Annotated in this window: 23 protein-coding genes and 2 tRNA genes; 6 read left to right on the plus strand and 19 right to left on the minus strand. The window is 61.6% G+C overall.

The features are described 5' to 3' along the window. Nucleotides 1-22: 22 nt before the first annotated feature. The 3 genes from trmFO to LB535_RS07990 form a co-directional block, all read right to left on the minus strand. On the minus strand, nucleotides 23-1432 hold the full coding sequence (gene trmFO, locus LB535_RS07980) for a methylenetetrahydrofolate--tRNA-(uracil(54)-C(5))-methyltransferase (FADH(2)-oxidizing) TrmFO (RefSeq protein ID WP_224631801.1): 1410 nt from the start codon (nucleotides 1430-1432) through the stop codon (nucleotides 23-25). A 406-nt stretch (nucleotides 1433-1838) separates the two neighbouring features. After that, nucleotides 1839-1979, minus strand: coding sequence for a DUF1127 domain-containing protein (locus tag LB535_RS07985; protein ID WP_071031998.1), 141 nt, complete (start codon nucleotides 1977-1979; stop codon nucleotides 1839-1841). A gap of 51 nt (nucleotides 1980-2030) precedes the next feature. After that, nucleotides 2031-2171: a DUF1127 domain-containing protein gene (locus LB535_RS07990; protein ID WP_095765031.1), complete on the minus strand. Its 141-nt coding sequence runs from the start codon at nucleotides 2169-2171 to the stop codon at nucleotides 2031-2033. 235 nt (nucleotides 2172-2406) lie between these two features. Here LB535_RS07990 and LB535_RS07995 point away from each other — a divergent pair, with 235 nt between their 5' ends. Together LB535_RS07995 and LB535_RS08000 are read left to right on the plus strand one after the other, a co-directional pair. Continuing rightward, nucleotides 2407-3525 carry a DUF2157 domain-containing protein gene (locus tag LB535_RS07995; protein ID WP_224631802.1) on the plus strand — a complete coding sequence of 373 codons (1119 nt, stop codon included), beginning with the start codon at nucleotides 2407-2409 and terminating at the stop codon, nucleotides 3523-3525. Further along, the gene (locus LB535_RS08000; protein WP_224631803.1) at nucleotides 3522-4103 is read left to right on the plus strand and encodes a GDYXXLXY domain-containing protein; all 582 of its coding nucleotides are present in this window, start codon (nucleotides 3522-3524) and stop codon (nucleotides 4101-4103) included. The genes LB535_RS07995 and LB535_RS08000 overlap by 4 nt, the downstream gene beginning before the upstream one ends. Before the next feature lie 46 nt (nucleotides 4104-4149). On the opposite strand, the gene LB535_RS08005 is transcribed toward LB535_RS08000, so the two are convergent. Next, on the minus strand, nucleotides 4150-5082 hold the full coding sequence (locus LB535_RS08005; RefSeq protein ID WP_224631804.1) for a hypothetical protein: 933 nt from the start codon (nucleotides 5080-5082) through the stop codon (nucleotides 4150-4152). A 312-nt stretch (nucleotides 5083-5394) separates the two neighbouring features. Continuing rightward, nucleotides 5395-5479 (minus strand) — tRNA-Leu (locus tag LB535_RS08010). A gap of 443 nt (nucleotides 5480-5922) precedes the next feature. Here LB535_RS08010 and tig point away from each other — a divergent pair. The 3 genes from tig to LB535_RS08025 all read left to right on the plus strand — a co-directional run bounded on the left by tig (nucleotide 5923) and on the right by LB535_RS08025 (nucleotide 8737). Then, nucleotides 5923-7437 carry a trigger factor gene (gene tig, locus LB535_RS08015; protein ID WP_095765035.1) on the plus strand — a complete coding sequence of 505 codons (1515 nt, stop codon included), beginning with the start codon at nucleotides 5923-5925 and terminating at the stop codon, nucleotides 7435-7437. A gap of 195 nt (nucleotides 7438-7632) precedes the next feature. Next, on the plus strand, nucleotides 7633-8142 hold the full coding sequence (locus tag LB535_RS08020) for a hypothetical protein (protein WP_224631805.1): 510 nt from the start codon (nucleotides 7633-7635) through the stop codon (nucleotides 8140-8142). A 214-nt stretch (nucleotides 8143-8356) separates the two neighbouring features. Then, the gene (locus LB535_RS08025) at nucleotides 8357-8737 is read left to right on the plus strand and encodes a c-type cytochrome (protein ID WP_224631806.1); all 381 of its coding nucleotides are present in this window, start codon (nucleotides 8357-8359) and stop codon (nucleotides 8735-8737) included. Nucleotides 8738-9084: 347 nt separating this feature from the next. Here LB535_RS08025 and LB535_RS08030 read toward each other — a convergent pair whose 3' ends face one another. The 8 genes from LB535_RS08030 to map form a co-directional block, all read right to left on the minus strand. Next, on the minus strand, nucleotides 9085-9558 hold the full coding sequence (locus tag LB535_RS08030; RefSeq protein WP_095765573.1) for an aminoacyl-tRNA deacylase: 474 nt from the start codon (nucleotides 9556-9558) through the stop codon (nucleotides 9085-9087). Nucleotides 9559-9687: 129 nt separating this feature from the next. Next, complete coding sequence (locus tag LB535_RS08035; RefSeq protein WP_095765038.1) at nucleotides 9688-10080, minus strand: cytochrome C oxidase subunit IV family protein; 393 nt, start codon at nucleotides 10078-10080, stop codon at nucleotides 9688-9690. 26 nt (nucleotides 10081-10106) lie between these two features. Next, nucleotides 10107-10826: a heme-copper oxidase subunit III family protein gene (locus LB535_RS08040; RefSeq protein ID WP_095765039.1), complete on the minus strand. Its 720-nt coding sequence runs from the start codon at nucleotides 10824-10826 to the stop codon at nucleotides 10107-10109. A 10-nt stretch (nucleotides 10827-10836) separates the two neighbouring features. After that, entirely contained in the window at nucleotides 10837-11541 is a 705-nt protein-coding gene (locus LB535_RS08045) for a cytochrome c oxidase subunit 3 (protein WP_224631807.1), read from the minus strand. Further along, nucleotides 11538-13307, minus strand: coding sequence for a cytochrome c oxidase subunit I (gene ctaD / locus LB535_RS08050; RefSeq protein ID WP_095765041.1), 1770 nt, complete (start codon nucleotides 13305-13307; stop codon nucleotides 11538-11540). The genes LB535_RS08045 and ctaD overlap by 4 nt, the downstream gene beginning before the upstream one ends. Before the next feature lie 21 nt (nucleotides 13308-13328). Next, nucleotides 13329-14213, minus strand: coding sequence for a cytochrome c oxidase subunit II (locus tag LB535_RS08055; RefSeq protein ID WP_224631808.1), 885 nt, complete (start codon nucleotides 14211-14213; stop codon nucleotides 13329-13331). Between the two features lie 148 nt (nucleotides 14214-14361). After that, nucleotides 14362-15123 (minus strand): RadC family protein, encoded by a 762-nt coding sequence (radC, locus tag LB535_RS08060; RefSeq protein WP_095765043.1) that lies wholly within the window; start codon nucleotides 15121-15123, stop codon nucleotides 14362-14364. Nucleotides 15124-15257: 134 nt separating this feature from the next. Next, nucleotides 15258-16085 carry a type I methionyl aminopeptidase gene (gene map, locus LB535_RS08065; RefSeq protein WP_224631809.1) on the minus strand — a complete coding sequence of 276 codons (828 nt, stop codon included), beginning with the start codon at nucleotides 16083-16085 and terminating at the stop codon, nucleotides 15258-15260. A 414-nt stretch (nucleotides 16086-16499) separates the two neighbouring features. Between map and LB535_RS08070 the strand changes: the two genes are divergently transcribed. Next, a complete protein-coding gene (locus LB535_RS08070) occupies nucleotides 16500-16805 on the plus strand; it encodes a DUF982 domain-containing protein (protein ID WP_224631810.1) in 306 nt (101 codons plus the stop codon). Between the two features lie 12 nt (nucleotides 16806-16817). Here the strand turns inward: LB535_RS08070 and LB535_RS08075 are convergent, their stop codons facing one another. From LB535_RS08075 to LB535_RS08100, 6 genes are all read right to left on the minus strand, one after another. Next, complete coding sequence (locus LB535_RS08075; RefSeq protein ID WP_224631811.1) at nucleotides 16818-17504, minus strand: aspartyl/asparaginyl beta-hydroxylase domain-containing protein; 687 nt, start codon at nucleotides 17502-17504, stop codon at nucleotides 16818-16820. Between the two features lie 290 nt (nucleotides 17505-17794). After that, entirely contained in the window at nucleotides 17795-18046 is a 252-nt protein-coding gene (locus LB535_RS08080; RefSeq protein WP_224631812.1) for a hypothetical protein, read from the minus strand. Nucleotides 18047-18974: 928 nt separating this feature from the next. Further along, nucleotides 18975-19568 carry a hypothetical protein gene (locus LB535_RS08085; protein WP_224631813.1) on the minus strand — a complete coding sequence of 198 codons (594 nt, stop codon included), beginning with the start codon at nucleotides 19566-19568 and terminating at the stop codon, nucleotides 18975-18977. A gap of 381 nt (nucleotides 19569-19949) precedes the next feature. Then, entirely contained in the window at nucleotides 19950-20330 is a 381-nt protein-coding gene (locus LB535_RS08090) for a hypothetical protein (RefSeq protein ID WP_224631814.1), read from the minus strand. A gap of 479 nt (nucleotides 20331-20809) precedes the next feature. Next, a tRNA-Glu gene (locus tag LB535_RS08095) sits at nucleotides 20810-20884 on the minus strand. Nucleotides 20885-21364: 480 nt separating this feature from the next. Next, on the minus strand, nucleotides 21365-22525 hold the full coding sequence (locus LB535_RS08100; RefSeq protein WP_224631815.1) for a YcbK family protein: 1161 nt from the start codon (nucleotides 22523-22525) through the stop codon (nucleotides 21365-21367). Between the last annotated feature and the right edge of the window lie 66 nt (nucleotides 22526-22591).

Here is a 22591-nt window from a genome sequence, read left to right on the forward strand (position 1 = left end):
CGTCCAACCCGCACCGAAAACCCTACTCCGCCGCTTCCGCCCGCGCCGGCAGCCCCAGCCACACCCTGCAATCGGCCAGAGCGCGCGAGGTGATGGCATGGCGCTTGGCGACGGTCTTGTCCTTGCCGCGCAGGCGCTTGCCTTCGGTCTTCGGCGCCTCGACCGGCGGAAACAGGCCGAAATTCACGTTCATCGGCTGGAAGGAGCGCTTGCCGGGCTCGTCGTCGGAGACGATGTGGCCGCCGGTGATGTGGTTGAGCAGCGCGCCGAATGCGGTGGTCGCAGGCGGCAGCGATAGCGCCTGGCCGAGGCGCTCAGCAGCGGCGAAGCGGCCGGCGAGCAGGCCGATCGCCGCGCTTTCGACATAGCCTTCGCAGCCGGTGATCTGGCCGGCAAAGCGCAGGCCGGGGCGCGATTTCAGCTGCAGGGAGGGATCGAGCAGCGTCGGCGAGTTGATGTAGGTGTTGCGGTGCAGGCCGCCGAGACGCGCAAAGTCCGCGTTTTCAAGCCCGGGGATGGTGCGGAAGATGCGCACCTGCTCGGCATGCTTCAGCTTGGTCTGGAAGCCGACCATGTTGTAGAGCGTGCCCAGCGCATTGTCCTGCCGGAGCTGCACCACCGCATAGGCTTTGACCGTCGGATTGTGGGCATTCGTCAGGCCCATCGGCTTCATCGGCCCGTAGCGTAGGGTCTCGACACCGCGTTCGGCCATCACCTCGATCGGCAGGCAGCCGTCGAAATAGGGCGTGCCTTCCCATTGCTTGAACTCGGTCTTTTGGCCGTCGAGCAGCGCCTGGACAAAGGACAGATACTGCTCCTTGTCCATTGGGCAGTTGATGTAGTCCTTGCCGGTGCCGCCGGGACCGACCTTGTCGTAGCGCGACTGGAACCAGGCGGTGTTCATGTCGATCGTGTCGAAATGCACGATCGGCGCGATCGCGTCGAAAAAGGCGAGCGCATCGGCGCCGGTAGCTTCGGCGATCGACTGCGCCAGCGAAGGCGCCGTCAGCGGGCCGGTGGCGATGATCGCCTGGTCCCAATCCTCGGGCGGCAGCCCCGGCACTTCCTCGCGCTGGATGGTGATCAGCGGATGCGCCTCGATCCTCGCGGTGACCGCGTCGGAAAAGCCGTCACGGTCGACTGCCAGCGCGCCGCCGGCCGGCACCTGGTTCGCATCGCCGGCACTCATGACCAGCGAGCCGGCAAGCCGCATTTCGGCGTGCAGCAGCCCGACGGCGTTGTTTTCGGCATCGTCGGAGCGGAAGGAGTTGGAGCAGACCAACTCGGCCAGGCCGTCGGTCTTGTGCGCGTCGGTGCCGCGTACGGGGCGCATCTCATGCAGCACGACCGGAACGCCGGCTTGCGCAATTTGCCATGCGGCTTCGGAGCCGGCGAGGCCGCCGCCGATGACGTGTACGGGATTTTTGCTCATGAGCGCCGGAATAATAGCTTGGGGACGCGATTGCAATTGCCAGCTGACAACGCACGAGGCCGGTGCCTGTGCCAGAAACAACAACACCCGCCGGGGGAGGAGGTCCGGCGGGTGTCGTTTTGGGGGTCGATCCTCGGGAGGAGGTGAAGATCGACCTTCATTCGTCATTGCCGGGGAGGAGGTCGGCTTTGACGAAATTCCTTATCGCCCTTGAGGACGAAAATTCTTTTCGTCTTTGAGAAGGGGCGAAGCCTTCGAAGACGAACTGCGTTCGCTTCGGGAACAACGCCCGCCGGGGGAGGAGGTCCGGCGGGCGCCGTTTTGGTGGTCAACCCTCGGGAGGAGGTGAGGGTTGGCCGTATCCGTCAGGGTCGGGGAGGAGGTCGACCCTGGCGAAATGCCTTGCTTAGATCGCCTTGCGGGCGACCATCTTGATCTCGTCGCGAACGATGCCGAGATCGTGGAGCTGGCGGTTTGAAAGCCGACCCAGCTCAGCAACGGTGTCGCGATAAACGCGCCAGTTACGATAGCTGCGGATCAGGTTCATTGTCTTAACTCTCTTCAAAACTGGTTCGGACCATTTGCGGTCCGAAGCGGATTAGACCGCCTTGCGGGCGACGTAGTGGATGTCGCTGCGGCTGATGCCGAGGTCGGTCAGTTCACGGTTCGACAGGCGGTTCAGCTCGGAGACGGTGTCCCGGTAGCGGCGCCAGTTGCGGTAGTTGCGGATCAGGTTCATGGTAGTTCTCGTTTCGTCTTTAACTTCGGATCATTCCGTTTGTGTACGAACAGAAAATAGGTGGGATCATATCGGTTTAAAAGTGCCGTTGGCGCATGGCAGCAATGCAAATTGTGCAATGCAACATTAACGGCCGTTCACGCCTGCGTCGCAAAGAAGGCCGAATCGGAAAGTGCCGCCGCGTCAACGGTTTGGCTGCCCCGGTTGAGGAAATGACCAGGCTTTGGGGGAAAGCATGGCGAGCTATACGACACGGCTAAGGGCGGATATCGCCCGCTGGCGGGAGAGAGGGCTGATCGATCCCGCCACGGCGGAGGCATTGACGCGCGACGTCGCTGCCAACGAGCGCGCGTCGCTGAGTTTCGGCTCGATCCTGGCGATGATGGCGGCGCTTCTGTTCGGCGCAGCGATCCTGATTTTCGTCGCCGCCAACTGGGAGGCCATTCCGCGTGTCGTTCGTGTGGCGGCGCTTTTCGCCGTCATCCTGGCCGGCTATGTCGGCGGCGCGGTGCTGAAGACGCGCGACCATGCCGCGATCGGCGAGGCGCTGTGGATCGTTGCAGCCGCCGCCTTCGGCGGATCGATCGCGCTGATCGGCCAGATGTACCATCTTTCGGGCGACGAGGCCTCGGCGCTGGTGACATGGTGTGCCGGCACGGCGCTGGCGGCAGTAGCGCTGCGTTCGAACCCGCTGACGGTGGCTGCAGTCGGCATTGCCGATGCCTGGCTGGTCCTCAAGGGGTTCGGCTTCTACTGGCGCGCGGAAATTCCTCATCTCTTCATCGTCATGGCGATCGTCCTGTTCGCCATTTCGTTCTGGACGCGCAGCCGGGCAGCGCGCCACCTCATCGTCCTGTCTGTCATTCTGTATCTGGTCTTGCTGGCGACGGATCACGACGCGCTGCCGGTGGCGATGTCGCTGGCCATCGCGTCAGTGCTGCTCTTTGCCGCCTCGGTCTTTGCCGGCGATCCGATCGACAGGATCCTGCAGCTGGGCGGCCGGCTGTCCTTGCACGCCTTGCTCGGCTTCCTGACCGGCATGGCGATGATCCAGTTCGAGCTGGCGGATGAAAGCACCTATAACAGCGGTTTCGCCCTCGCCTCGATCATAGCGCTTGCCGGCATCGTGGCGGCGGTCATGTTGGCCGGCCGCGAGAGCAGGGGCCTGCGCTGGCTGGCCTATGCCGGCTTCGCCTTCGAACTCGCAATTATCTATAGCGTCACCTTGCTTTCGATGCTGGATACGGCCGGCTTCTTCCTGGCGGCTGCCGTGCTGCTCGGCGTACTGGCGCTGATCATCATCCGTATCGAGAAGCGCATGAGAGCGCCCGCCGAGACAGGAGCAGCAGCATGACCGGCAAGAAGCTGATCATCTCGGCGTTGGTGCTGGCGCTCGTCCAGATCGGCTTTCTCAGCTGGATCATAGCCGGCCGGGCCGCGATCCTGCGCAACGGCAAGGAAGTCCTCTTGAAAATCCAACCCGTCGATCCGCGCGACCTCCTGCGCGGCGACTATATCTCGCTCAACAACAACATTTCGCGCATCCCGGTGAAGCTGATCGTCAACCTTCCGCAAGGCAAGTTCTCCAGCGACGACACAGCGATCGTGGTCCGGTTGAAGAAGGGCTCCGACGGCTATTGGCAGCCGACCGCGGCTTGGTTCGGCAAAGCGCCGGTCCCGGCCGGCGCGGACGAAGCAGACATTGCCGGCCATGTCGGGGAGGGCTGGGGTCTCAGCGATCCGGAAGCGACGATCGCGCCCGACTACGGGATCGACCGCTTCTATCTGCCGGAAGGCGAAGGAATGGCGATCCAGGACGACATGCGCGTGCGGCCGTTCGGCATCAAGCTCGCGCTCGCCTCCGACGGCACGGCACAGATCAAGGCGCTGATGGACGGCGACAAGACGCTGTTCGAGGAGCCGCTTTATTGAGCGTATAGAGGCTTGACGTCTGTGTCCGCGCTAACGGTGGTCCCGCTTATCGCTGGACACTCCCTGTCTCTGCGATAATTTTGGGATAGGGACCGATCGAAATCGTGTAGCTAAAATTTGCCACGCCTTTTTCCTGCTTGTGTATCGAGGGACTGCGCACAATCCAGTCGTAGACGCCCGAGACCATGCAGCGATCGTTGGTGCAGTTGACCACGATGCTGTCCTTGCGGACGCTATATCCGCGTTCAGGCCACCGCCGGTAATAGTTCCTCTTGTCCTGAACGATCGACCTCAAGTTCGTCAGCTTGCCATAATAATCGACCTTGGGAGCGTAGGATGCCTGAACTTGGGCAAGAGCGAAATCGTCGTTGTCGCCATGATGCTCGATGAGATCCCTGACGAAGGCGACCGCAATGCTTTCCGGCAGTTGCCTGGGGTCGGGTGCAGGGGCGGACATGGGCGCAGGATTGGGCCTCGTTAACACCTGTGAAATATCTGCCGGCGACTGGTTCGCTGCGGCATTGGTCACATGCAAGTCAGCCATTTCGCTGGCCGATAGATATCTTATGTCATGCTTGCCATAGCTCGAAGCCAATTCTATTAGCTTGGGGTCCACTCCCATCTCGACCACATAAGACGTGATTGCAGCCGTTCCGAGCTGGACGCGGGCCTTCGCTTCTTCGGTGGACATCCCGTCAGCCGGTTTGAGAAACGCCCGGTGGATGCCGATGGAACTTGGTTCGGCAACACGGTGGATGCCACCCAGGAAGGCCAGTGAGCAGGCTGAAGCGCACTGCAATTGGCCAACCTGAAGCGTATCCAACCCTGCTGCGCGGATCATACGCCCCAACCGAATAGCACCGCCGACATTGCCACCAGGGGAGTTGAATACAATCACCTTGGCCCCGCTGCTCGCAACCGCGCGGCTGAAGCCGTTCAAAGACTCATTGGCGCTAAACTCACCGGAGACAATGAGCATTGGCCGCTGACCCGGAAGAGAAGCCGGAATGTACTCCAAAGCCTCAACCTGAGACGCCGCCGCGAGAGCTGACCCAAGCCCCAGAACCAGAGAAGTTACGCGCACAATCTGACAGAGCCCCGACCCGCCTGTTGCAAGTAAGAACCTGTTAAAGGGCTATTTCAAGTGCGTCGGATGCGCAAAGCGGGATGGTCTCCGAGAGCGTGAGGGCCTTGCTTGCGCCGCCAGGAGATAGCCAAGGCTTCGGAGGACACCTTCGGCTCTTCGAGCCTCAGGTGGTGGCCTGCCATCCGAAGCTCGAAGAGCGAAGGATGGTGCGGATGAAGGGACTCGAACCCCCACGCCTTTCGGCACTGGAACCTAAATCCAGGGCGTCTACCAATTCCGCCACATCCGCTTTCCCCGGCAATCCCATGTAGCCATCATTCTGTCAATGTCGGCGCTCAAGTATGCTTATCCGGCTAAAGCGCGTCGTGTCGAAACGGTTCGGGCGACGCGCTTCAGGCATTGTCTTGATGCATGCCGTTCTCCCAAAACCGCTGCGCAGTTTTGGGCGGCATGCATTGGAGCGAAGATAGTTGAAAATTAGCCTAGCCTGTGACAAAAGGCGTGTCGAATGTGACGGAAAGTGAGTTTCCGCTTCTGCAAGATGTGAAAAGTTATAGGAAAAACAAAGACTTATTCGCATCCGGCAAGGCGCAGTTCAGGAGAATTTGAGCCGCATTCGCGGTCAAATCGCCAGGTTCCGTCCCAAAAGCCATTTCCGGCAAGATCATACCGGCAGGCTGTAAACGGCTAAAACCGTTCGGCAGTCTCATTGTTGAAAACAAAGGTTCTAGGATGCAGGTCACCGAAACGCTCAACTCCGGTCTCAAGCGCGAGATCAAGATCACCGTGCCGGCCGGTGACATGGAAGCCAAGCTGATGGCGCGGCTGACCGATGCCCGCGGCAAGGTGCGCATCAACGGCTTCCGCCCGGGCAAAGTGCCGGTGCAGCACCTGCGCAAGGTGTACGGCAAGTCGTTCATGGCCGAGGTCGTCAACGAGATCCTTAATGACTCGACCCGTTCGATCATCTCGGGGCGCGGCGAAAAAGCCGCCATGCAGCCCGAAGTGATCATGACCGAGGACGAGAAGGAGGCCGAGAAGATCCTGGCCGGCGGCGCCGATTTCGAATTCAGCCTCAATTACGAAGTCATCCCGCCGATCGAGATCAAGGATTTCTCCGACATCAAGGTGACGCGCCAGGTCTATGACGTGCCGGACGCGGAAGTCGAGGATCAGGTCAAGCGCGTCGCTGAATCGGCGCGCAGCTACGAGCCGAAGACCGGCGAGGCCGCCGAGGGCGACCGTGTGACCATCGACTATGTCGGCAAGATCGGCGGCGAGGCCTTCGCCGGCGGCGCCGGCACCGACCAGCCGCTGGTGCTCGGCTCGAAAGAGTTCATCCCGGGCTTCGAGGAGCAGCTGATCGGAACGAAGGCCGGCGACGAGAAGCAGGTCACCGTCACTTTCCCCGAAAACTACCAGGCGGCGCATCTGGCTGGCAAGGAAGCCACCTTCGACGTCACCGTCAAGGAAGTGTCGGCGCCCGGCGCGCTCGAGATCAATGACGAGACGGCCAAGAATCTCGGCCTGGAGTCGCTCGAGCGCCTGCGCGAGATCGTGCGCGGCCAGATCGAGAACCAGTTCGGCTCCATGACCCGCCAGAAGGTGAAGCGCCAGTTGCTCGACCAGCTCGACGCATCCTACTCCTTCGAGGCGCCGTCGAAGCTCGTCGAGGCCGAGTTCAACAACATCTGGGGCCAGGTCAACCGCGACCTGGAAGCCGCCGGCCGCACTTTCGCCGACGAAGAGACGACGGAAGAAGAAGCGCGTGCCGAATATATGCGCCTTGCCGAGCGCCGCGTGCGCCTCGGTCTGGTCCTGGCCGAGATCGGCGAGAAGGCCGGCGTCACCGTGTCGGACGAGGAACTGCAGCGCGGCCTGTTCGAGCAGGTGCGCCGCTTCCCGGCCAACCAGCAGCAGGAAGCCTTCGAGTATTATCGCAGCAACCCGGAAGCCATCAACGCGCTGCGCGCGCCGATGTTCGAGGAGAAGGTGGTCGACTATCTGCTTGGCCAGATCTCGGTCAACGACGTCAAGGTCGGCAAGGACGAGCTGATGGCCGACGACGAAGAGGCCGAAACCGCGACTAAGGCGAAGCCGGCCAAGAAGGCTTCCTCGAAGAAGGCCGAAGCCAAGGCAAGCGACGCAAAGGCTGGCGAAGCAAAGGCAGGCGAAGCCACCGACGAGGCGGAAGAGCCGAAGAAGAAGGCCGCGCCAAAGAAAAAAGCCGCCAAGGAAGCCGAGTAATAGGTTTCAACACCGCGATTTGGAAAGGCCGCCTCCGGGCGGCCTTTTTCATTAGGAGCTACTTTATTGTGGCGGCGCGGCAACACAGACAACTTGTCTTGAAGGCCTGCCGCTGGCGATACCAACGGTTGAACATTATCTGCGCTTCATCGCATTCGCGGGTGTTTGGAGGCATTGGTGAGGCTGGAATTCACGATGAGAGACGTGGTTGCCGCCGCGGCGCTCTTGTTTGCCGCAGCCGCCGGTGTCGCCCGGGCCGAGCCGGCTCTCGGCAACTGGAGCGTTGGCGCCGGCAATGATGGTCAGATCACGGCGTCGCTCCACGCCAGCAACAAACTGATCACCGGCGGCGGAGCGTTGGGCTACAGCCCTGTGCTGACATTGGCTTGCCGGCCCGACGGCGAACCACGCTGGAGCGAGTGGCTCCAGCTCAACGATGCTGTCTCCGCCAGCCGCAAGATCACCATCTCCGTCGCGGTCGACGGCGGCGGCAAAACCGATGAAAGCTGGTCGGTCGGCCCGCGCGGCAGAACACTGGTCAGGGATGGAGACGACGGCATCAAGCGTCTGGCTTCAGCGAACCGGCTGACGCTGTCGTGGCGCTTCGGCCTTTTGTCGGGACGCGGCGAGGCTGATTTCGAGCTTGCGGGCCTTTCGGACGTGATCGGGCAGATCGCGGCAAGCTGCAAGACCGACCCGCCCTGACCGTCGCCGTTCAGAAGGCTTGGACCGCTTTTTGGGCAGTTAGTCCTCGGCGCATGGCCTAAGCCTTCGCAGGCCGGCAATTTTTGCCCATTGGTTCGATTCTGTGGTATGTAGGTGCCGCAATTCCACTGAAGAGACGCGGCCGCCCGCCATGCAGGATACGCCAGCGTGGCGCGGGCCGTCCGACGTAAATGACGATCAGGGAGGAAGTGCCATGCGCGCAACCGCGCTTTTCATCGTCTTGTCCGCTACGAGCTTCCTTGCAAGCCCATCGCAGGCGCAAGACGCCGCCGCAGGCGAGAAGGTGTTCACCAAGTGCAAGGTCTGCCACATTGCCGACCAGGACCAGAATAAGGTCGGCCCGTCTCTGCACGGCGTCATCGGGCGCACCGCGGGCACGCATCCCGGTTTCACCTATTCCACGGCCATGATCGAGGCCGGAAAATCCGGCATCAAATGGGACGAGCCTACGCTGACAAAATATCTTCACGACCCCAAGGCGATGGTCAAAGGGACGAAGATGGCGTTTCCCGGCCTCAAGAACGATCAGGACATAGCCAACGTCATCGCCTACCTGAAGCAGTTTTCCAAATAAACACCGCCGTCCAGACTCTTTTGATGGTCGCCAGCTTATCCGGAAGGAAGACGCCGGCAGTTGCGCAGATGAATATCGCCCCCAGCACCGTCACGCCGGGAGTGCAAAAAAACCCAATAGCAGCAGAATGACTATGCCAAGGCCGAGTATGAGAAGCGTCCGCGTGTCCATGACGTTCACCTTCGCATCTTGAGAATACCGAAAAAGCAGCCCTGGACGACTGGCGGTCGTGCTGCCGATCCTCGGCCCCGGCATGTTTTTACCGCAAGGTCGTAGAGCCGCCGGCTGCCCCAGACCGTCGAAGCAATCAGGCCCTGCCGTGACGCAGCGGCGGGAGCCTCTATGCGTCAGAAGGCCGGATAGCTGAACCGCGCCTGGCGCGCGTCCGTCGTCAGGTTGCGGAAATCCTTGCCGCTGACATGCACAAGCGTCTTGTGGTCGCCGCCCTCGAAATAGATATCGGCGGCATCACGCAGGCTCTCGTCCAGAATGACCGGCACATCATAAGCCGCACCGATCGGCGGTATGGCGCCGACGTCGCAATCGTCAAAGAGCGATACCACTTCGTCTTCGGAAGCGAGGCCGAGGCGTTTGTCCATGACGTCCTGCAGCTTGCCGAGTTCGATTCTGTGGGTGCTTGGCACCACGGCCAGCGCATAACCGAGTTCGTGGTGAACGACCACGGACTTCGCCATGATGCTGCCGGGCACGTGCGCGGCAATGGCGGCCTGCCTGCTGGTGGCAGTTCGATGATGCCCCACGGTATCGTAGGAGATGCCCTTGCGGTCGATAAAGTTTCTCAGTCTGTTTGCTATCGTCATTGTCCGCGTCCTTTGCTTGAGTTCACGGCGCATGCGCCAAACCAAAATGGGCCGGCGGCCTGTTGTTTCAAGGCATCGGAACCGGCCGTCCCCGGCCCGTCATGCTGCGGCTGGACCCCGCATCGGGTGTCAGGGGCCAGGCCCGAAAAACGCGATACGAGTCAGCAGCGTATAGTCGGCCTCGAAGACCATCATCGCCACGAAAACCAGCACCAGTATCGGGGGCAGGATGATTGCATACATCATCGCCAGCCGCTCCCAGGCCATGTGCATGAAGACGGCGACGATCAGTCCTGCCTTGAGCATCATGAAGATCAGGATCAGCGACCACCTGAGATAGCCGTGGAGGCCGAAATAGTCGACCAGATAGGAGCAGGTGCTGAGAATGAACAACCACGCCCAGACGACCAGATAGAGCTTGATCGGGTGCTCCTGATGCGTCTCCGCCTTGGCGACGATCGCCGCATCATGGGCGGGATGCAGTGCGTGTTGTCCGAGACCGTTTGCGGTTGCTTCAGCCATGTCTTCCTCTCAACAGAACCTGCCTCTCACCACAGATAGAAAAAGGCGAAAATGAACACCCAGACCAGGTCGACGAAGTGCCAATAGAGCCCCATGATCTCGACGTTCTCGTAGCGGCCCCTGCGGCTGGTGAAAAAGCCGGGCCGGCCGGTGTCGAAGTCACCACGCCAGACTTTTCTCGCCACGATGATCAGGAAGATCACCCCGATCGTGACGTGCGTGCCGTGGAAGCCGGTGATCATGAAAAAGCACGAGCCGAATTGCGCGGCTCCCCAGGGATTGCCCCACGGCCGGACCCCTTCGGTGATCAGCTTGGTCCATTCGAAGGCCTGCATGCCGACGAAGGTCGCGCCGAGCGCGGCGGTCAAAAGCATCAGGATCGCGGTTTTGCGCCGATCGCGGCGATAGCCGAAATTGACCGCCATGGCCATGGTTCCGCTGCTCGAGATGAGAACGAATGTCATGATGGCGATCAGGATCAGCGGGATCTCCGAGCCGCCGATGCGCAAGGCGAAGACCTCGCTTGGATTCGGCCACGGCACGCGCGTGGAGATCCGCGCCGTCATGTAGGAAAGCAGGAAGCAACCGAAAATGAAGGTGTCGCTGAGCAGGAAGATCCACATCATGGCCTTGCCCCAGGACACGTTTTTGAACGCGCGCTGATCCGAGGCCCAGTCGGCGGCGATCCCGCGCAAGCCCTGGGGGCGATCCATCTGGCTGGTATGCGTCAGTGTGGTCTCGGCCATCGCCAGTCTCCTAGGTCAGCAGCCGTTGGCAAATGCTCACGAACGTCGCCGCCCAACCGGCCAGGACGGCGAAGATGCACAGCCAGACGAAAAGCAGGAAATGCCAATACATGGCGCATAGCTCGACGCTGAGGCGCTGCCGCTCCCGCCGCGTTCCGTTCCAGGCGCCGGCGCTCGTCCGGCCAAGGCCGACCAGCCCGCCCAGTATGTGCAGGCCATGCATCGCCGTGATCAGATAGAAGAAGCTGTTGGCCGGGTTGGAGGCCAACAGGTAGCCGTCCTCGGTCAGCTGCCGCCATGCAATCAACTGGCCGGCGAGGAAGGCGAGGGCGGTCAACCCCGCCGTTGCAAGACCGAGCCTTACCATGTCCACCTGGCCTCTGCGCGCGGCGACCACCGCACATTGCAGCGCGACGCTGCTCAGCGCCAGCACGCCGGTGTTGAGCCAAAGCAGGCGCGGCAGCGGCAGCGGCCGCCAGTCCGACAGGCCCATGCGCATGAAATAGGCGCTGGTGAACAGCGAAAACAGGCAGCCGACGACGGCGAGGAAGACGCCGAGGCCGATCTTGGCGGTGGGCAGGGAAGACCGGTCGAAGCCGACGACGTCCCCGGCCACGCCTTGCTCCAGCCACGGCTTGGCTGTCAACCGCTGGTGCGAAAGCCACCAACCGGCAAAGCCGGCGATCACCAACATGAAGACCAGGATGACGCTCATGCCGGCTCCCTGGAGGGGCCGAAGGAGCCCGGCACGTTCTGCGGGATGAAGTCCTCCTTGGCGCCCGGCACGCTGTAGTCGTAGGCCCAACGATAGACGATCGGCAGTTCCTTGCCGAAATTGCCGTGCGCCGGCGGCGTCTCAGGCGTTTGCCATTCGAGCGTCGTTGCCCGCCACGGATTGCCGCCGGCCTCACGGCCATGGCGAATGCTCCAGATCAGGTTGAACAGGAACACCATCTGGGCGAAGCCGACGATGAAGGCCATGATACTGATGAACGAGTTCAGATGGTGGGCCGATTCCGTCATGATATTCATGTCGGTGAGTTCGGCGTAGCGCCGCGGAACGCCCATCAGGCCGAGATAGTGCATGGGGAAGAAGATCAGGTAGGCGCCGAGGAAGGTGATCCAGAAATGGAAGCGGCCGAGTGTCTCGTCCAGCATCCGTCCGGTGACCTTCGGATACCAGTGATAGATCGCGCCGAAGATCACCAGGATCGGCGCGACGCCCATGACCATGTGGAAATGTGCGACGACGAACATCGTGTCCGACAGCGGCACGTCGACGACGACGTTGCCGAGGAACAAGCCCGTCAGGCCGCCATTGACGAAGGTGACGATGAAGGCGAGCGCGAACAGCATCGGGATGGTGAGATGGATGTCGCCGCGCCACAACGTCAGCACCCAGTTATAGACCTTGATCGCGGTCGGCACCGCAATGATCAACGTCGTGGTGGCAAAGAAGAAGCCGAAATAAGGATTCATGCCGCTGACATACATGTGGTGCGCCCAGACCACGAAGCTCAGCGCGCCGATGGCGATGATGGCCCAGACCATCATGCGATAGCCGAAGATGTTTTTGCGCGCATGCGTGCTGATCAGGTCGGACACGATGCCGAAGGCCGGCAGCGCCACGATGTAGACCTCCGGGTGGCCGAAGAACCAGAACAGATGCTGGAACAGGATCGGGCTGCCGCCATTGTGCTGCAGTTGCTCGCCCATCTCGACGATTGCCGGCATGAAGAAGGAAGTGCCGAGCAGACGGTCGAGCAGCATCATCACACAAGCAACGAACAGTGCCGGGAAGGCCAGAAGCGCCATGACCGTGGCGGTGAAGATGCCCCAGACGGTGAGCGGCAGGCGCATCAAGGTCATGCCGCGGGTGCGGCCTTGCAGCACCGTCACCACATAGTTCAGGCCACCCATGGTAAAGCCGATGATGAACAGGATGAGCGAAGAGAGCATCAGGATGATGCCCCAGTCCTGGCCGCCCGGCGTGCCGGTCATGATCGCCTGCGGCGGGTAGAGCGTCCAGCCGGCGCCTGTCGGCCCGCCCGGCGCGAAGAAGCTCGACACCAGGACCAGCACGGCGAGCAGATAGACCCAATAGCTCAGCATGTTAACATAGGGAAAGACCATGTCGCGGGCGCCGACCATCAGCGGAATGAGATAATTGCCGAAGCCGCCAAGGAAGAGCGCGGTGAGCAAATAGATCACCATGATCATGCCGTGCATGGTGATGAACTGATAGTAGGCCTCCGGAGTGATGAAATCGAACGTGCCGGGGAAGCCGAGCTGCAGGCGCATCAGCCAGGACAGCATCAGCGCGACGAGGCCGATAGCCATGGCCGTCGCCGAATACTGGACTGCTATGACCTTGGCGTCCTGTGAAAAGACGTACTTCGTCCACCAACTGTGCGGATGGTAGAGTTCCATCTCCGCGACTTCGGCGGGTGGAACGGCATCTGCGGGTGTGACGTCGACCATGGGAGCACCTCCGCGCCCTGTTCAGCGGGCCTCGAGCGTTTCGAGTTTTGCCGCGACATCCAAACTGGACGCCATCGTCTTTTCCGACGGTTGGTTCGCCGAGCCCGTTTGCTGAGACGCGGACAATTGCGCAAAGGTCTGTTGCTGGCCGAGCCAGGCCAGATAGTCCTGCTCGGTATCGACCATGACAACGCCATGCATCAGCGGATGTCCCTGGCCGCACAGCTCGGCGCACAAGACCTGGAAGGTTCCGGTCCGCGTCGGCGTGAACCAGAAATACGTGACCGATCCCGGAATCATATCCATCTTGGCGCGGAATTCCGGGATGTAGAAATCGTGCAGCACGTCGATCGAGCGCAACAGCACCTTGACCGGCTTGCCGACCGGCAGGTGCAGGTCCGCCGCCTCGACCACGACGTCGTCCTGGCCGTTCGGGTCGCCGGGTACGATGCCGAGCGGGTTTTCAGCCGAGACGATGCGGGTGTCGGAGGTGCCGAGCTTGCCGTCCTTGCCGGGCAGACGGAAGCTCCATTGCCATTGCTGGGCGACAACCTCGATATCGGCGGCCTCGCCGGGAACGTTGACGAAGCGGCTCCAGACGAAGAGGCCGGGAACCAGCAAGGCGGTGACACCGGCCGCCGTTGCGATCATCAGCCACGATTCGAGCCGCCTGTTCTCCGGTTGATATGCCGCGCGATTGCCTTCCCGATGCCGGAAGCGGAAGACGCAATAAGCCATAAAGAGCACGACAGCGGCAAAGACGATGCCGGTGATCCAAAAGCTGATGGTGATGGTGTTGTCGATGTAGTCCCAGTTCGAGGCGATGGGCGTCCACCACCATGGGCTCAGGAGGTGGAACAGCACCGAGCCCACAACGACCAAAACGAGTACAAGCACAATGGCCATGTCCCGTCCTCCCGGTATTTCGCGGGAGCGCGAAGCATCCCGGGAAGATACCAAGTGCCATCATGCTTGATTTCTTGCTGAAATTCCAGAGCCGACTATCTGATGAGGAGACGATGTCCCGGCAATCCCGAAATGCCGGGCAAACGCCTCAGATCAGCAGCAAACCCTTCATCGAGGCGTTGCCCTTGCGGCCGATGATGATGTGGTCGTGCACGGCGATGCCGAGCGGCTTGGCCGTATCGATGATCTGCTTGGTCATCTCGATGTCCGCGCGGGAAGGTGTGGGGTCGCCAGAAGGATGGTTGTGCACCAGGATGACGGCGCTGGCTGAGAGCTCGAGCGCGCGCTTGACCACCTCGCGCGGATAGACCGGCGTGTGGTCGACGGTGCCGGTCTGCTGTACCTCGTCGGCGATCAGCCCGTTCTTCTTGTCGAGGAACAGGATACGGAACTGCTCGCGGTTCTCGAAGGCCATGGCGGAGCGGCAATAGTCGAGCAATTGCGTCCAGTTGGACAGGACTTCGCGGCCGCGCACCTCGCCGCGCGCCATGCGCTGGGCCGTCGCGGCGATGACCTTGAGATCGGCCGCAACGACCGGTCCGATGCCTTTGACTTCTTCAAGCAGGGATGCCGGCGCGCCGAGCACCTCGGCCAGCGAGCCGAAGCGGGCGATGAGCGCCTTGGCGATGGGCTTGGTGTCGACGCGCGGGATCAGCCGGAAGAGTAGCAGCTCGAGCAGTTCATAGTCGGGCAGGGCGTCCGGTCCGCCGGCGACAAAGCGCTCGCGCAGGCGGTCGCGATGGCCGTGATAATGCGGTTTCTCGGTAGGTGCCGCCTTCTTTTGCACTGCCTTAGGCGGTTCAATCCAGCCTTCGGAAAAGAATGCCCGCTCGTCCTCGACTTTGCCCATGCCGCCGCTCCCCCTCAGGCTTTGGCTGAAACCTAAAGCAATTCCAGGAAAAGTGTGAAGCGGTTTTCTGTTCGGAATTGCGTCAAACAAGAGGATAGGGGCGGGCCATCGTTTCCATGAAACGATGATCCGGCCTACCCCGGCAGGCCAGGGCGGTCGAGCTTTTTCGGCGACAGCGTGAAGATCTCGCAGCCGGTGTCAGTGACGCCGATCGTATGCTCATACTGCGCCGACAGCGAGCGGTCGCGCGTGACTGCCGTCCAGCCGTCCGACAGCACTTTCACATGCGGCCGGCCGAGATTGATCATCGGCTCGACGGTAAAGATCATGCCCGGCCGCATTTCGACGCCTTCATTGACGGTGCCGTAATGCAGGATGTTGGGCGCGTCGTGAAAAAGCTGGCCGACGCCGTGGCCGCAGAAGTCGCGGACCACCGAGCAGCGCTCGGCCTCGGCATAGGTCTGGATCGCGGCGCCGATGGCGCCGGTGCGGGCGCCGGGCTTGATCGCGGCGATGCCGCGCATCAGGCACTCATAGGTCACTTCGAGCAAGCGCTCGGCGGCACGCTTGATCGTGCCCACCGGATACATGCGCGAGGAATCGCCATGCCAGCCATCGAGGATATAAGTGACATCGATGTTAACGATGTCGCCTTCCTTGAGCGGCTTGTTGTCGGGGATGCCGTGGCAGACGACATGGTTGATCGAGGTGCAGGACGATTTGGTGTAGCCACGATAATTGAGCGTTGCCGGCAGCGCGCCGTGGTCCATGCCGAATTCGAAGACGAAGCGGTCGATCGTTTCCGTGGTCACGCCGGGCTTCACGATCGGCACAAGCTCGTCGAGGCAGCGCGCGGTGAGGTCGCAGGCCTTGCGCATGCCGGCGAAGCCGTCCTCGCCATAGAGGCGGATCTGACCGGTATTTCGAAGGGGCGCGGTGGAGGCGTCGAGATAAGTAACCATTTTGTCCGTTTGCCGGCGTAGGCTTCAAAGGAGCCGAATGCGAAAAATCTGCTCCAGATTTGGCACCGCAAGCCGCAAGGTTCAAGGACGAAGTGCAGTTGCCGCGCCCATTGCGGCCTTCTCCCGGCCATTTCGTGGTCAGGTCGGTCCTGATGTTCGGAAGAAGGAACGGCAGCGATCGTGCTCGGCGCCATCTTCGCGCTGCCGTCCGCCTATCTGCTGATGGTGGTTACCCGCATGACCTATGACGCGAGGGAGGATCCGGCCAACCAGTAGCGGCAAGGGCCTGATCCGCGCACCCGCGAACCGGTTCTTCACCGCACTGAGGTCACATTTGCGAGTCAGAAGGCCGCAAAAGCAACTTTTCACATCGAACGGCGTTGCTCTCGGCTGCGCCAGTTCGGGAGACAGGGGATGGACAGATTGCAATTCCAAGTGCCGGTGCGCATCACGCCCGCGCCCGACCTGCCGGTCGAGGAAATCTACAGCGTCGAGCAGGCGCTCGATTTCCTGCAGGACTGGCCGAAGCGCCGGCAGGGCAAGGTCTACGAAGCCGCATTCAACGCCTGCTTCGGGGCGACGGTCGATGTGGTCAGCGCCGAGGAAGCCTGCCGCGCGTTCGCAGCCTTCTGCCGCGTCAGCGGATTGCTAGCGAGGGACGCGATGTTTCCCGGCAAGCGTGGCAGCGGGGCAGGAACGTATCGCGAGGCGCGAGCGTAGATTTCGATCGGTTCAGCCGCCGAACGACACGCCCCGATAGCGCATTCCCACCTGCACGCCGCGCACGATCACGCGCGACAGGATTTCCATGTCCAGCGGCATTTGCGGACGCCACACGTCGAGCAGGAGAGCGACGCGGGGCTGATCCGAATTGTTCATCACTTCGTGCTCGAAAGTATCGTCCCACAGCAAGCATTCGCCGTCGGCGATGCGCCTTTCCTCATGATTGATCATCATGATCGTTGCCGGACGGCCGTCGGGCTGTTTGGGGATGACCAGGCCGAGATGGAACCGCATGATGCCGCGAAAGGGTCCGCGATGCGGCGGGATGTGCTTGCGCGGGGCGAGGAACGAGACGGCGGCCGATTTGACCTCGGGGCATTCCGAAAGCAGCCGGCTCAGGACCGGCATCCTTGCGAGGTTCGCCGGGATCGTCATGTCATAGGCCTTGAGCACGAACATGCGCCAGTCGAGACCGTCATTGGCCGAGATATTGGCCTGTTCCGGCATGATGTCGTGGAAGCGCGGCGCCTTGTTCAGCTTCGCCGCCAGCGCCTCATCGCGGATATCGCGCCAGGCGGCGGTGAACTTCGCGGCATTGGGAAAATGCGTGCCGGGATCAAGAATGGCCGGTGCATCTATGCGTTTTTCATAGATGCAGCGGACCAGATTGGTTCCGAGATCGTAGGCGCCTGACATCTCATTACCTCAACGACGCTGTTATATAGTGGGATATTGCTTACGGGCCATCACTCACGGAGATTTGCTCGAGCCGTTAGCGACGGATAGACGGCACGCCTCACCGGTTATCGCGTCCTCGATGCCTGCCGCGGACCGGTGCGGACGTCGATGATTTCGGGCCTGGCGGTGTCGATCGCGCCGTCAGCGCTATGGCGGAACGACCCGGCTGGAAAATCGGCGGGGGAAGCTGCACCAGACGGTGGTGTTCGACGTCGTTTCCCGATGGGGATCGGCGCCGTCGGACTGCCTCACTTGACCTTTTCGATCACCGGGCCTGTCGGCTGGTCGGTTGCTGGAGCCGGCGTGCAATCCTGCCCCTTGCACTCCAGGGCGGGATCGTCCTTCGGCGGCAGGCAATTCTGTCCCACACAGTGAACGGGCGGCTGCTGTTGCTCTGCGTCGCCGTTAGGCTTGACGGGCCGATCCTCGGCGAGGACGGGCTGCAGCCCGGCCGCGCCGGTCATAACCGCGCATAAGAGCGCTGTCCGAAGCAGGTTCATCCGCGCCTCCCTGGCCGAGACAGAACCCTACACCGAAAAGGCAAAGTCGTTGAGCACCGATTTGAAGGCGCCCGCCAACGTCTTGGCCGAGCAAAGGAACAGCCTCACGGCGACCTCTATCGTGTTGACTCGATCACATCACGGGTTTCGTATTGGTGCGGGTGGGCAACATTCGCGGAGGAAGCAGCTGGGCTGCTGATAAGTTGTCTTTGGACAGTCGATGACCCGCTGGATCTGGCGGCGGACTATTCTTTGTGCGGAACAATATACCTGACGGTGCTGCCGCCGTGCGTAACTGTAACTGTCGTATAGCCGGCTGGCAGGGAGCCTGTAACAGCCGGATCGACGACCTGGCATCGGCCGATCATTCTTCCGCTGGGAGCGCCCGCGAGTTCAGCTGCCAACGAGGTACGGCATTCGTTGAGGGAGGCGAACACCGAAGGCGCTGTCCTAGCCGGTTTGCAGATGGACGCGTCGCCCGGGCTGCACGAAAGCAAAACCATCACTGCCGCAGTTGCCGGGTCCATCGCCGAAGCTCCTTTGTGGAGCTTTCAACGCGGGCGAAATCGTTTTGTTTCAGATTTTGCTAAAATATGACGGGAGCGTGTCTACCGGAACGACTCGACGATCGAATTTTGACGTACCGGTCTTTGTCGCTGTCGCCCCCGCGCTCCTCAGGCCCGACGAGCTGCCGGGGATCAAACCGGCAATCTCTGCTGTGCAAGGCCGATGCAAGCATTCCCGTCCTACAACGATATAGCCTGCGAATATTCGCAAACTGGCAAAAGTAGAGCAGCCACGACCAGTGCGGCCATCAGGGCGCTTGCCGCCATCCCGAGCATATCGTGCTGCCGGTAGCGCCAACGGCGCTAGCGAGCATGGCGATGCCGATCGCAGCAATTACAGCGGGACGAGCATTGCCGAGCCCCTAGATACTGGCGCGTTTTGTTTTTCCCGACATGAAAGTTCCAAGGTCGACGTTTTCGGTTGCGATAAAAAGCCGTCTGGGTTTTGCCCATGGCGTGTCGCGGAACCCAGGATTGACCAAAGCCAAAAAGTTACCGACCTCCCGTGTCGCTAATGCCGCCCGAGCAGCAATGTCGGGCAAGTCAGCAGGTCGGATCGGAGCTTTGCTCTGCCAGATGCACGCGGGAAACCCCCGCTCTTTCTGCGGATCGAGATGATAGGCCCACATACCGTGGAAGAGAGTGTTCCGGTCGTCGTTGACCTTATAGAGCGTCTTGACCAAGGTTTTTGCCGCTCTTTTTGCCTCCGCATCCAAAAACTTTTGGGCGATCTGCTCCAGCATGCCTATTTTTGCTGACATGGTTGTTCGCTCCGCAAAGATGTAAGCCGCCCATGCAGGAGTTTGGGAGGCGCTGGACAACGCCTCCGTTAACATCGAATCCAACTGTGATATAACGGCAGTCGCCCGCCCCAAATCGGCAAACTGCTCTGCCGTCAGCGGAATTTCATATTCTGCCGACGCGACGCTTTCCGATGCAGAGTTTGGCGCCGTCATTGCCCAATCCGAAGCATCTTCATTCTCGCCTCCACGGTCGAGAGCGGAGGGAATTTTACACTTTCGGGTCGAGGACGGCTCCTGTCGTCCGCGAACGGCGTTAACAGCGCGTTTCCGGTTGCAGTTCACCCAAGCCACGCTCTGACGCCAGAGCAGCGTAAGGGGTGGACGCCTTAGCCATAGAGCGGCCCGACAGTTCCGCGTTGGGGTTTGCGTTGGGTGAACCGCCGGGCCCTAGCCGACTCGGTAGGGGTGGGTAGAGTCGGCTAAAGCGAGGCTAAATTAGCATCTCTGCATTGATATAGGTTTCTATACCTTTTCCACCGATTTCCAGGCGCCGGAATGCGGTCATTGCGTAAAGGTTTGGTCAACTATCACACATTAGAATTCGCTAATGCGCTTTACTTTGGTGCTCTTTTGTTGGGCTGCGTTCTTCGGCTGGGATTTGGCCGCCAACCATGGTGAATTCATGCTCGCGATCGGCCATGGGGTTTTTCGGCTCGTCCACATGACGGGGCTGGCTTGAACTAAGCTCACAAGTGCGGAGAGCGTTACTGACCGGGCGGCGGTGGTGGTGGCAGCGAGGGTGTCGATGGCAGCCAATCTGTTCCGGGTGTCTACTTCGTTAACCAGCGCGCCTGTGATGGGAGCCAGGAACGCGTTCGCGAGGCGAAATTCATTGTGACTACGGAGACGATGAAAGCCATGGCGGCAGAGACCTTCGGCCGTCAGGAGGCGCGGCGCCTGACCGGCGAGACGCATTCGGCAATCAACTAAAACACAGTCTGCACCACCGATCTTTGAGCGGCCCGCTGCCTCATTGGGGCGGGCACGCCAGTAACTAAAGTCCGAAAGAAAACACTTCGGGACGGCTCGTCTCGTAGCCAAGGCGGGGCTTGGAACTGCCCACCTCGGTCTGTGGTGAATTGGCGGTTCCGGTCGCAGTACAGTCAAGTTTGGCCGCTGCAGTCGCCTTGATCGACAGCCCTGCACATGCCTTTTGGGCAGTGAGCGTCGGCTTCTTATCGTGGGCCACAGCGGCACTTGACGCCGCGAGAACGAGAGCCGCACAAACGATTGCCGTTTTCATAGCGTTACCCCTTCTTTAGCAACAGCTAATGATAGGGTAACGTAACGTTAACCAACCGTCAACGCGACACCGGACCAGCCGGATTTCGAGCCCGATATTGGCCAAAGATTGGACAGAGTCGGCATAAGCGTCACTAAGTGCTTGAGATTGCTGGTACGCCCAAGGGGAATCGAACCCCTGTTACCGCCGTGAAAGGGCGGTGTCCTAACCGCTAGACGATGGGCGCGCTCAGACGAAGCGGCTTATAATTGCGTTGTTGCCAACCGGCAACCCATCTGCCGCCACATGCGACAACTTTTTTCAAAGGCGGCACAAAGCCCCTCGGGTGGCGGTTTCGCTTGGCCGCGCATCCCTGGAGATTAGCCGGAACATCCTCGCGATCGTCATTCTATGGCGGAGCAAGGAGCGAAGCGACGCGCGCAGACCATAGAATCCGCGCGGCTGACGTGCCGCAACGGTGCAGAACTTGCGCCGCTGCACTCCGCGGTCAAGGTCACTGAATGGATCCTCGGGTCTGCGCGTCCGCTTCGCTCCCGCTCCGCCCGTGGACGACGAAGTTCGAAGGGCTTCGGCTAATCGCCGACGTCTGTGGTGGCGTGTTGAAACTGACGTCCGTGGTGGCGTGTTGAGACGAATGTCGGCGTTGGCGGCGATCGGCTCGCAACCGGTAAAACCGGCCATGCCGCTCCAGACCAGGCCAAACGTATCAGCCGTCCTCGCCGCCGCCGCTGCGCCTGCGGCAGCGCCAGTTCCAGTCGCGCTCGGGGCCGACGTCGATATGGACGGATTCGGTGTGGCAGTAGGTTCCGACGCCGCCGCGGCCGGGCATCGAGCGGACGTAGCTCGCCAGTTCCCATTTCGACACGCCGGGCAACTGGATATCGGCGGCGGCGCAATACATGTGCAGCGAATTCTTGGCGCCGTTGGCGCGGCGGTTGCGCGAGGGATCGCGATAGCCGGAGGTGACTATCATCTTGCGGCCGAAATGACCCTCGATCGTCTTCAGCACCCGTACCAGCGACGGCTTGAGGCAGGCGACGTCGACGCTTTCGTTCTGCTTCAAAAGACCGTTGGGCGCGAGCCTGGCCAAGCCGGCGGCCGACGCCACCTGGTAGGAACCGCCGCCGCCTTCGTCCTCGTTGAGGTCGACGTCGCTTTCGTCGTCGATGCCGGATTTGCGCTTGATCTCGAACAGCGCCGTCTGGCGCACGCCGGGAAGAGCGTCGGCGCCCGTGATGTGATTGCTCGGGTTGTCGAGCGAGGCCAGCTGCACCGGCTTTTCGGCTGGGGTCGCCGAGGCCAGCGTCACGATCGGCTTGGCCGGCGGCGGCGTGGTCTTGGCCTGCGCGGCGGGCTGGTCGCCGGAGCGTGCATTGTTGATCAGGGGGGCGGGGGCGGCCGAAGCCGGCGTGGTGCTGAACAGCGAGGCGAACAGGCCCTTCTTCGGCGCGGCGATCTGCGGCTGCGCCGGCTCGGCCGCGGTCACATAGACGCCGTTGCTCATGGCCTGCGTGGTCGCCTGCGCCTTCGACGCGACGGTGGCGGCATCGCCGGCGGCGACCTGCTTGGCGACGGCTAGCGTCTGTTCCGCCGTTTGCGCCTGCTGAACCAGCGGTTGCGGCGTGCTCCCGGCAATGGCCTGGGCGCCGGCAGGGATGGCGATGGGGAACGTGCCGTCCGGCCGCGTCTCCGGCACATAGGCGACCTTCTCGGGCAAAGGCGTATCGCCCTCGCTCATCACGGTCGACGTCGCTTCGGCCGGCGCCGATGCCTGCAAGGACGAATCGGCCGAGGTCGCAGTCTTGGCGCTGGATGTCGCGCTCATTTCGCCGGCGGTTGAATTGTAGGCGGGCGAAACGACCGACATCGTCGGGTCGCCGGTCGATGTGCAGGAGGCCAGGAGCACGGAGAAAAGCGCTGCCGCAATGCTGCA

The sequence above is a fragment of the Mesorhizobium sp. CA10 genome, assembly GCF_020165285.1.
Taxonomy (GTDB): Bacteria; Pseudomonadota; Alphaproteobacteria; order Rhizobiales; family Rhizobiaceae; genus Mesorhizobium.

What these genes read in the sequence shown, in the direction of transcription:
- trmFO (WP_224631801.1), bottom strand. Translation starts at nt 1,432, where the DNA reads ATGAGCAAAAATCCCGTACACGTCATCGGCGGCGGCCTCGCCGGCTCC.
- LB535_RS07985 (WP_071031998.1), bottom strand. Translation starts at nt 1,979, where the DNA reads ATGAACCTGATCCGCAGCTATCGTAACTGGCGCGTTTATCGCGACACC.
- LB535_RS07990 (WP_095765031.1), bottom strand. Translation starts at nt 2,171, where the DNA reads ATGAACCTGATCCGCAACTACCGCAACTGGCGCCGCTACCGGGACACC.
- LB535_RS07995 (WP_224631802.1), top strand. Translation starts at nt 2,407, where the DNA reads ATGGCGAGCTATACGACACGGCTAAGGGCGGATATCGCCCGCTGGCGG.
- LB535_RS08000 (WP_224631803.1), top strand. Translation starts at nt 3,522, where the DNA reads ATGACCGGCAAGAAGCTGATCATCTCGGCGTTGGTGCTGGCGCTCGTC.
- LB535_RS08005 (WP_224631804.1), bottom strand. Translation starts at nt 5,082, where the DNA reads ATGCTCATTGTCTCCGGTGAGTTTAGCGCCAATGAGTCTTTGAACGGC.
- tig (WP_095765035.1), top strand. Translation starts at nt 5,923, where the DNA reads ATGCAGGTCACCGAAACGCTCAACTCCGGTCTCAAGCGCGAGATCAAG.
- LB535_RS08020 (WP_224631805.1), top strand. Translation starts at nt 7,633, where the DNA reads ATGAGAGACGTGGTTGCCGCCGCGGCGCTCTTGTTTGCCGCAGCCGCC.
- LB535_RS08025 (WP_224631806.1), top strand. Translation starts at nt 8,357, where the DNA reads ATGCGCGCAACCGCGCTTTTCATCGTCTTGTCCGCTACGAGCTTCCTT.
- LB535_RS08030 (WP_095765573.1), bottom strand. Translation starts at nt 9,558, where the DNA reads ATGACGATAGCAAACAGACTGAGAAACTTTATCGACCGCAAGGGCATC.
- LB535_RS08035 (WP_095765038.1), bottom strand. Translation starts at nt 10,080, where the DNA reads ATGGCTGAAGCAACCGCAAACGGTCTCGGACAACACGCACTGCATCCC.
- LB535_RS08040 (WP_095765039.1), bottom strand. Translation starts at nt 10,826, where the DNA reads ATGGCCGAGACCACACTGACGCATACCAGCCAGATGGATCGCCCCCAG.
- LB535_RS08045 (WP_224631807.1), bottom strand. Translation starts at nt 11,541, where the DNA reads ATGAGCGTCATCCTGGTCTTCATGTTGGTGATCGCCGGCTTTGCCGGT.
- ctaD (WP_095765041.1), bottom strand. Translation starts at nt 13,307, where the DNA reads ATGGTCGACGTCACACCCGCAGATGCCGTTCCACCCGCCGAAGTCGCG.
- LB535_RS08055 (WP_224631808.1), bottom strand. Translation starts at nt 14,213, where the DNA reads ATGGCCATTGTGCTTGTACTCGTTTTGGTCGTTGTGGGCTCGGTGCTG.
- radC (WP_095765043.1), bottom strand. Translation starts at nt 15,123, where the DNA reads ATGGGCAAAGTCGAGGACGAGCGGGCATTCTTTTCCGAAGGCTGGATT.
- map (WP_224631809.1), bottom strand. Translation starts at nt 16,085, where the DNA reads ATGGTTACTTATCTCGACGCCTCCACCGCGCCCCTTCGAAATACCGGT.
- LB535_RS08070 (WP_224631810.1), top strand. Translation starts at nt 16,500, where the DNA reads ATGGACAGATTGCAATTCCAAGTGCCGGTGCGCATCACGCCCGCGCCC.
- LB535_RS08075 (WP_224631811.1), bottom strand. Translation starts at nt 17,504, where the DNA reads ATGTCAGGCGCCTACGATCTCGGAACCAATCTGGTCCGCTGCATCTAT.
- LB535_RS08080 (WP_224631812.1), bottom strand. Translation starts at nt 18,046, where the DNA reads ATGAACCTGCTTCGGACAGCGCTCTTATGCGCGGTTATGACCGGCGCG.
- LB535_RS08085 (WP_224631813.1), bottom strand. Translation starts at nt 19,568, where the DNA reads ATGACGGCGCCAAACTCTGCATCGGAAAGCGTCGCGTCGGCAGAATAT.
- LB535_RS08090 (WP_224631814.1), bottom strand. Translation starts at nt 20,330, where the DNA reads ATGCGTCTCGCCGGTCAGGCGCCGCGCCTCCTGACGGCCGAAGGTCTC.
- LB535_RS08100 (WP_224631815.1), bottom strand. Translation starts at nt 22,525, where the DNA reads ATGTCGGTCGTTTCGCCCGCCTACAATTCAACCGCCGGCGAAATGAGC.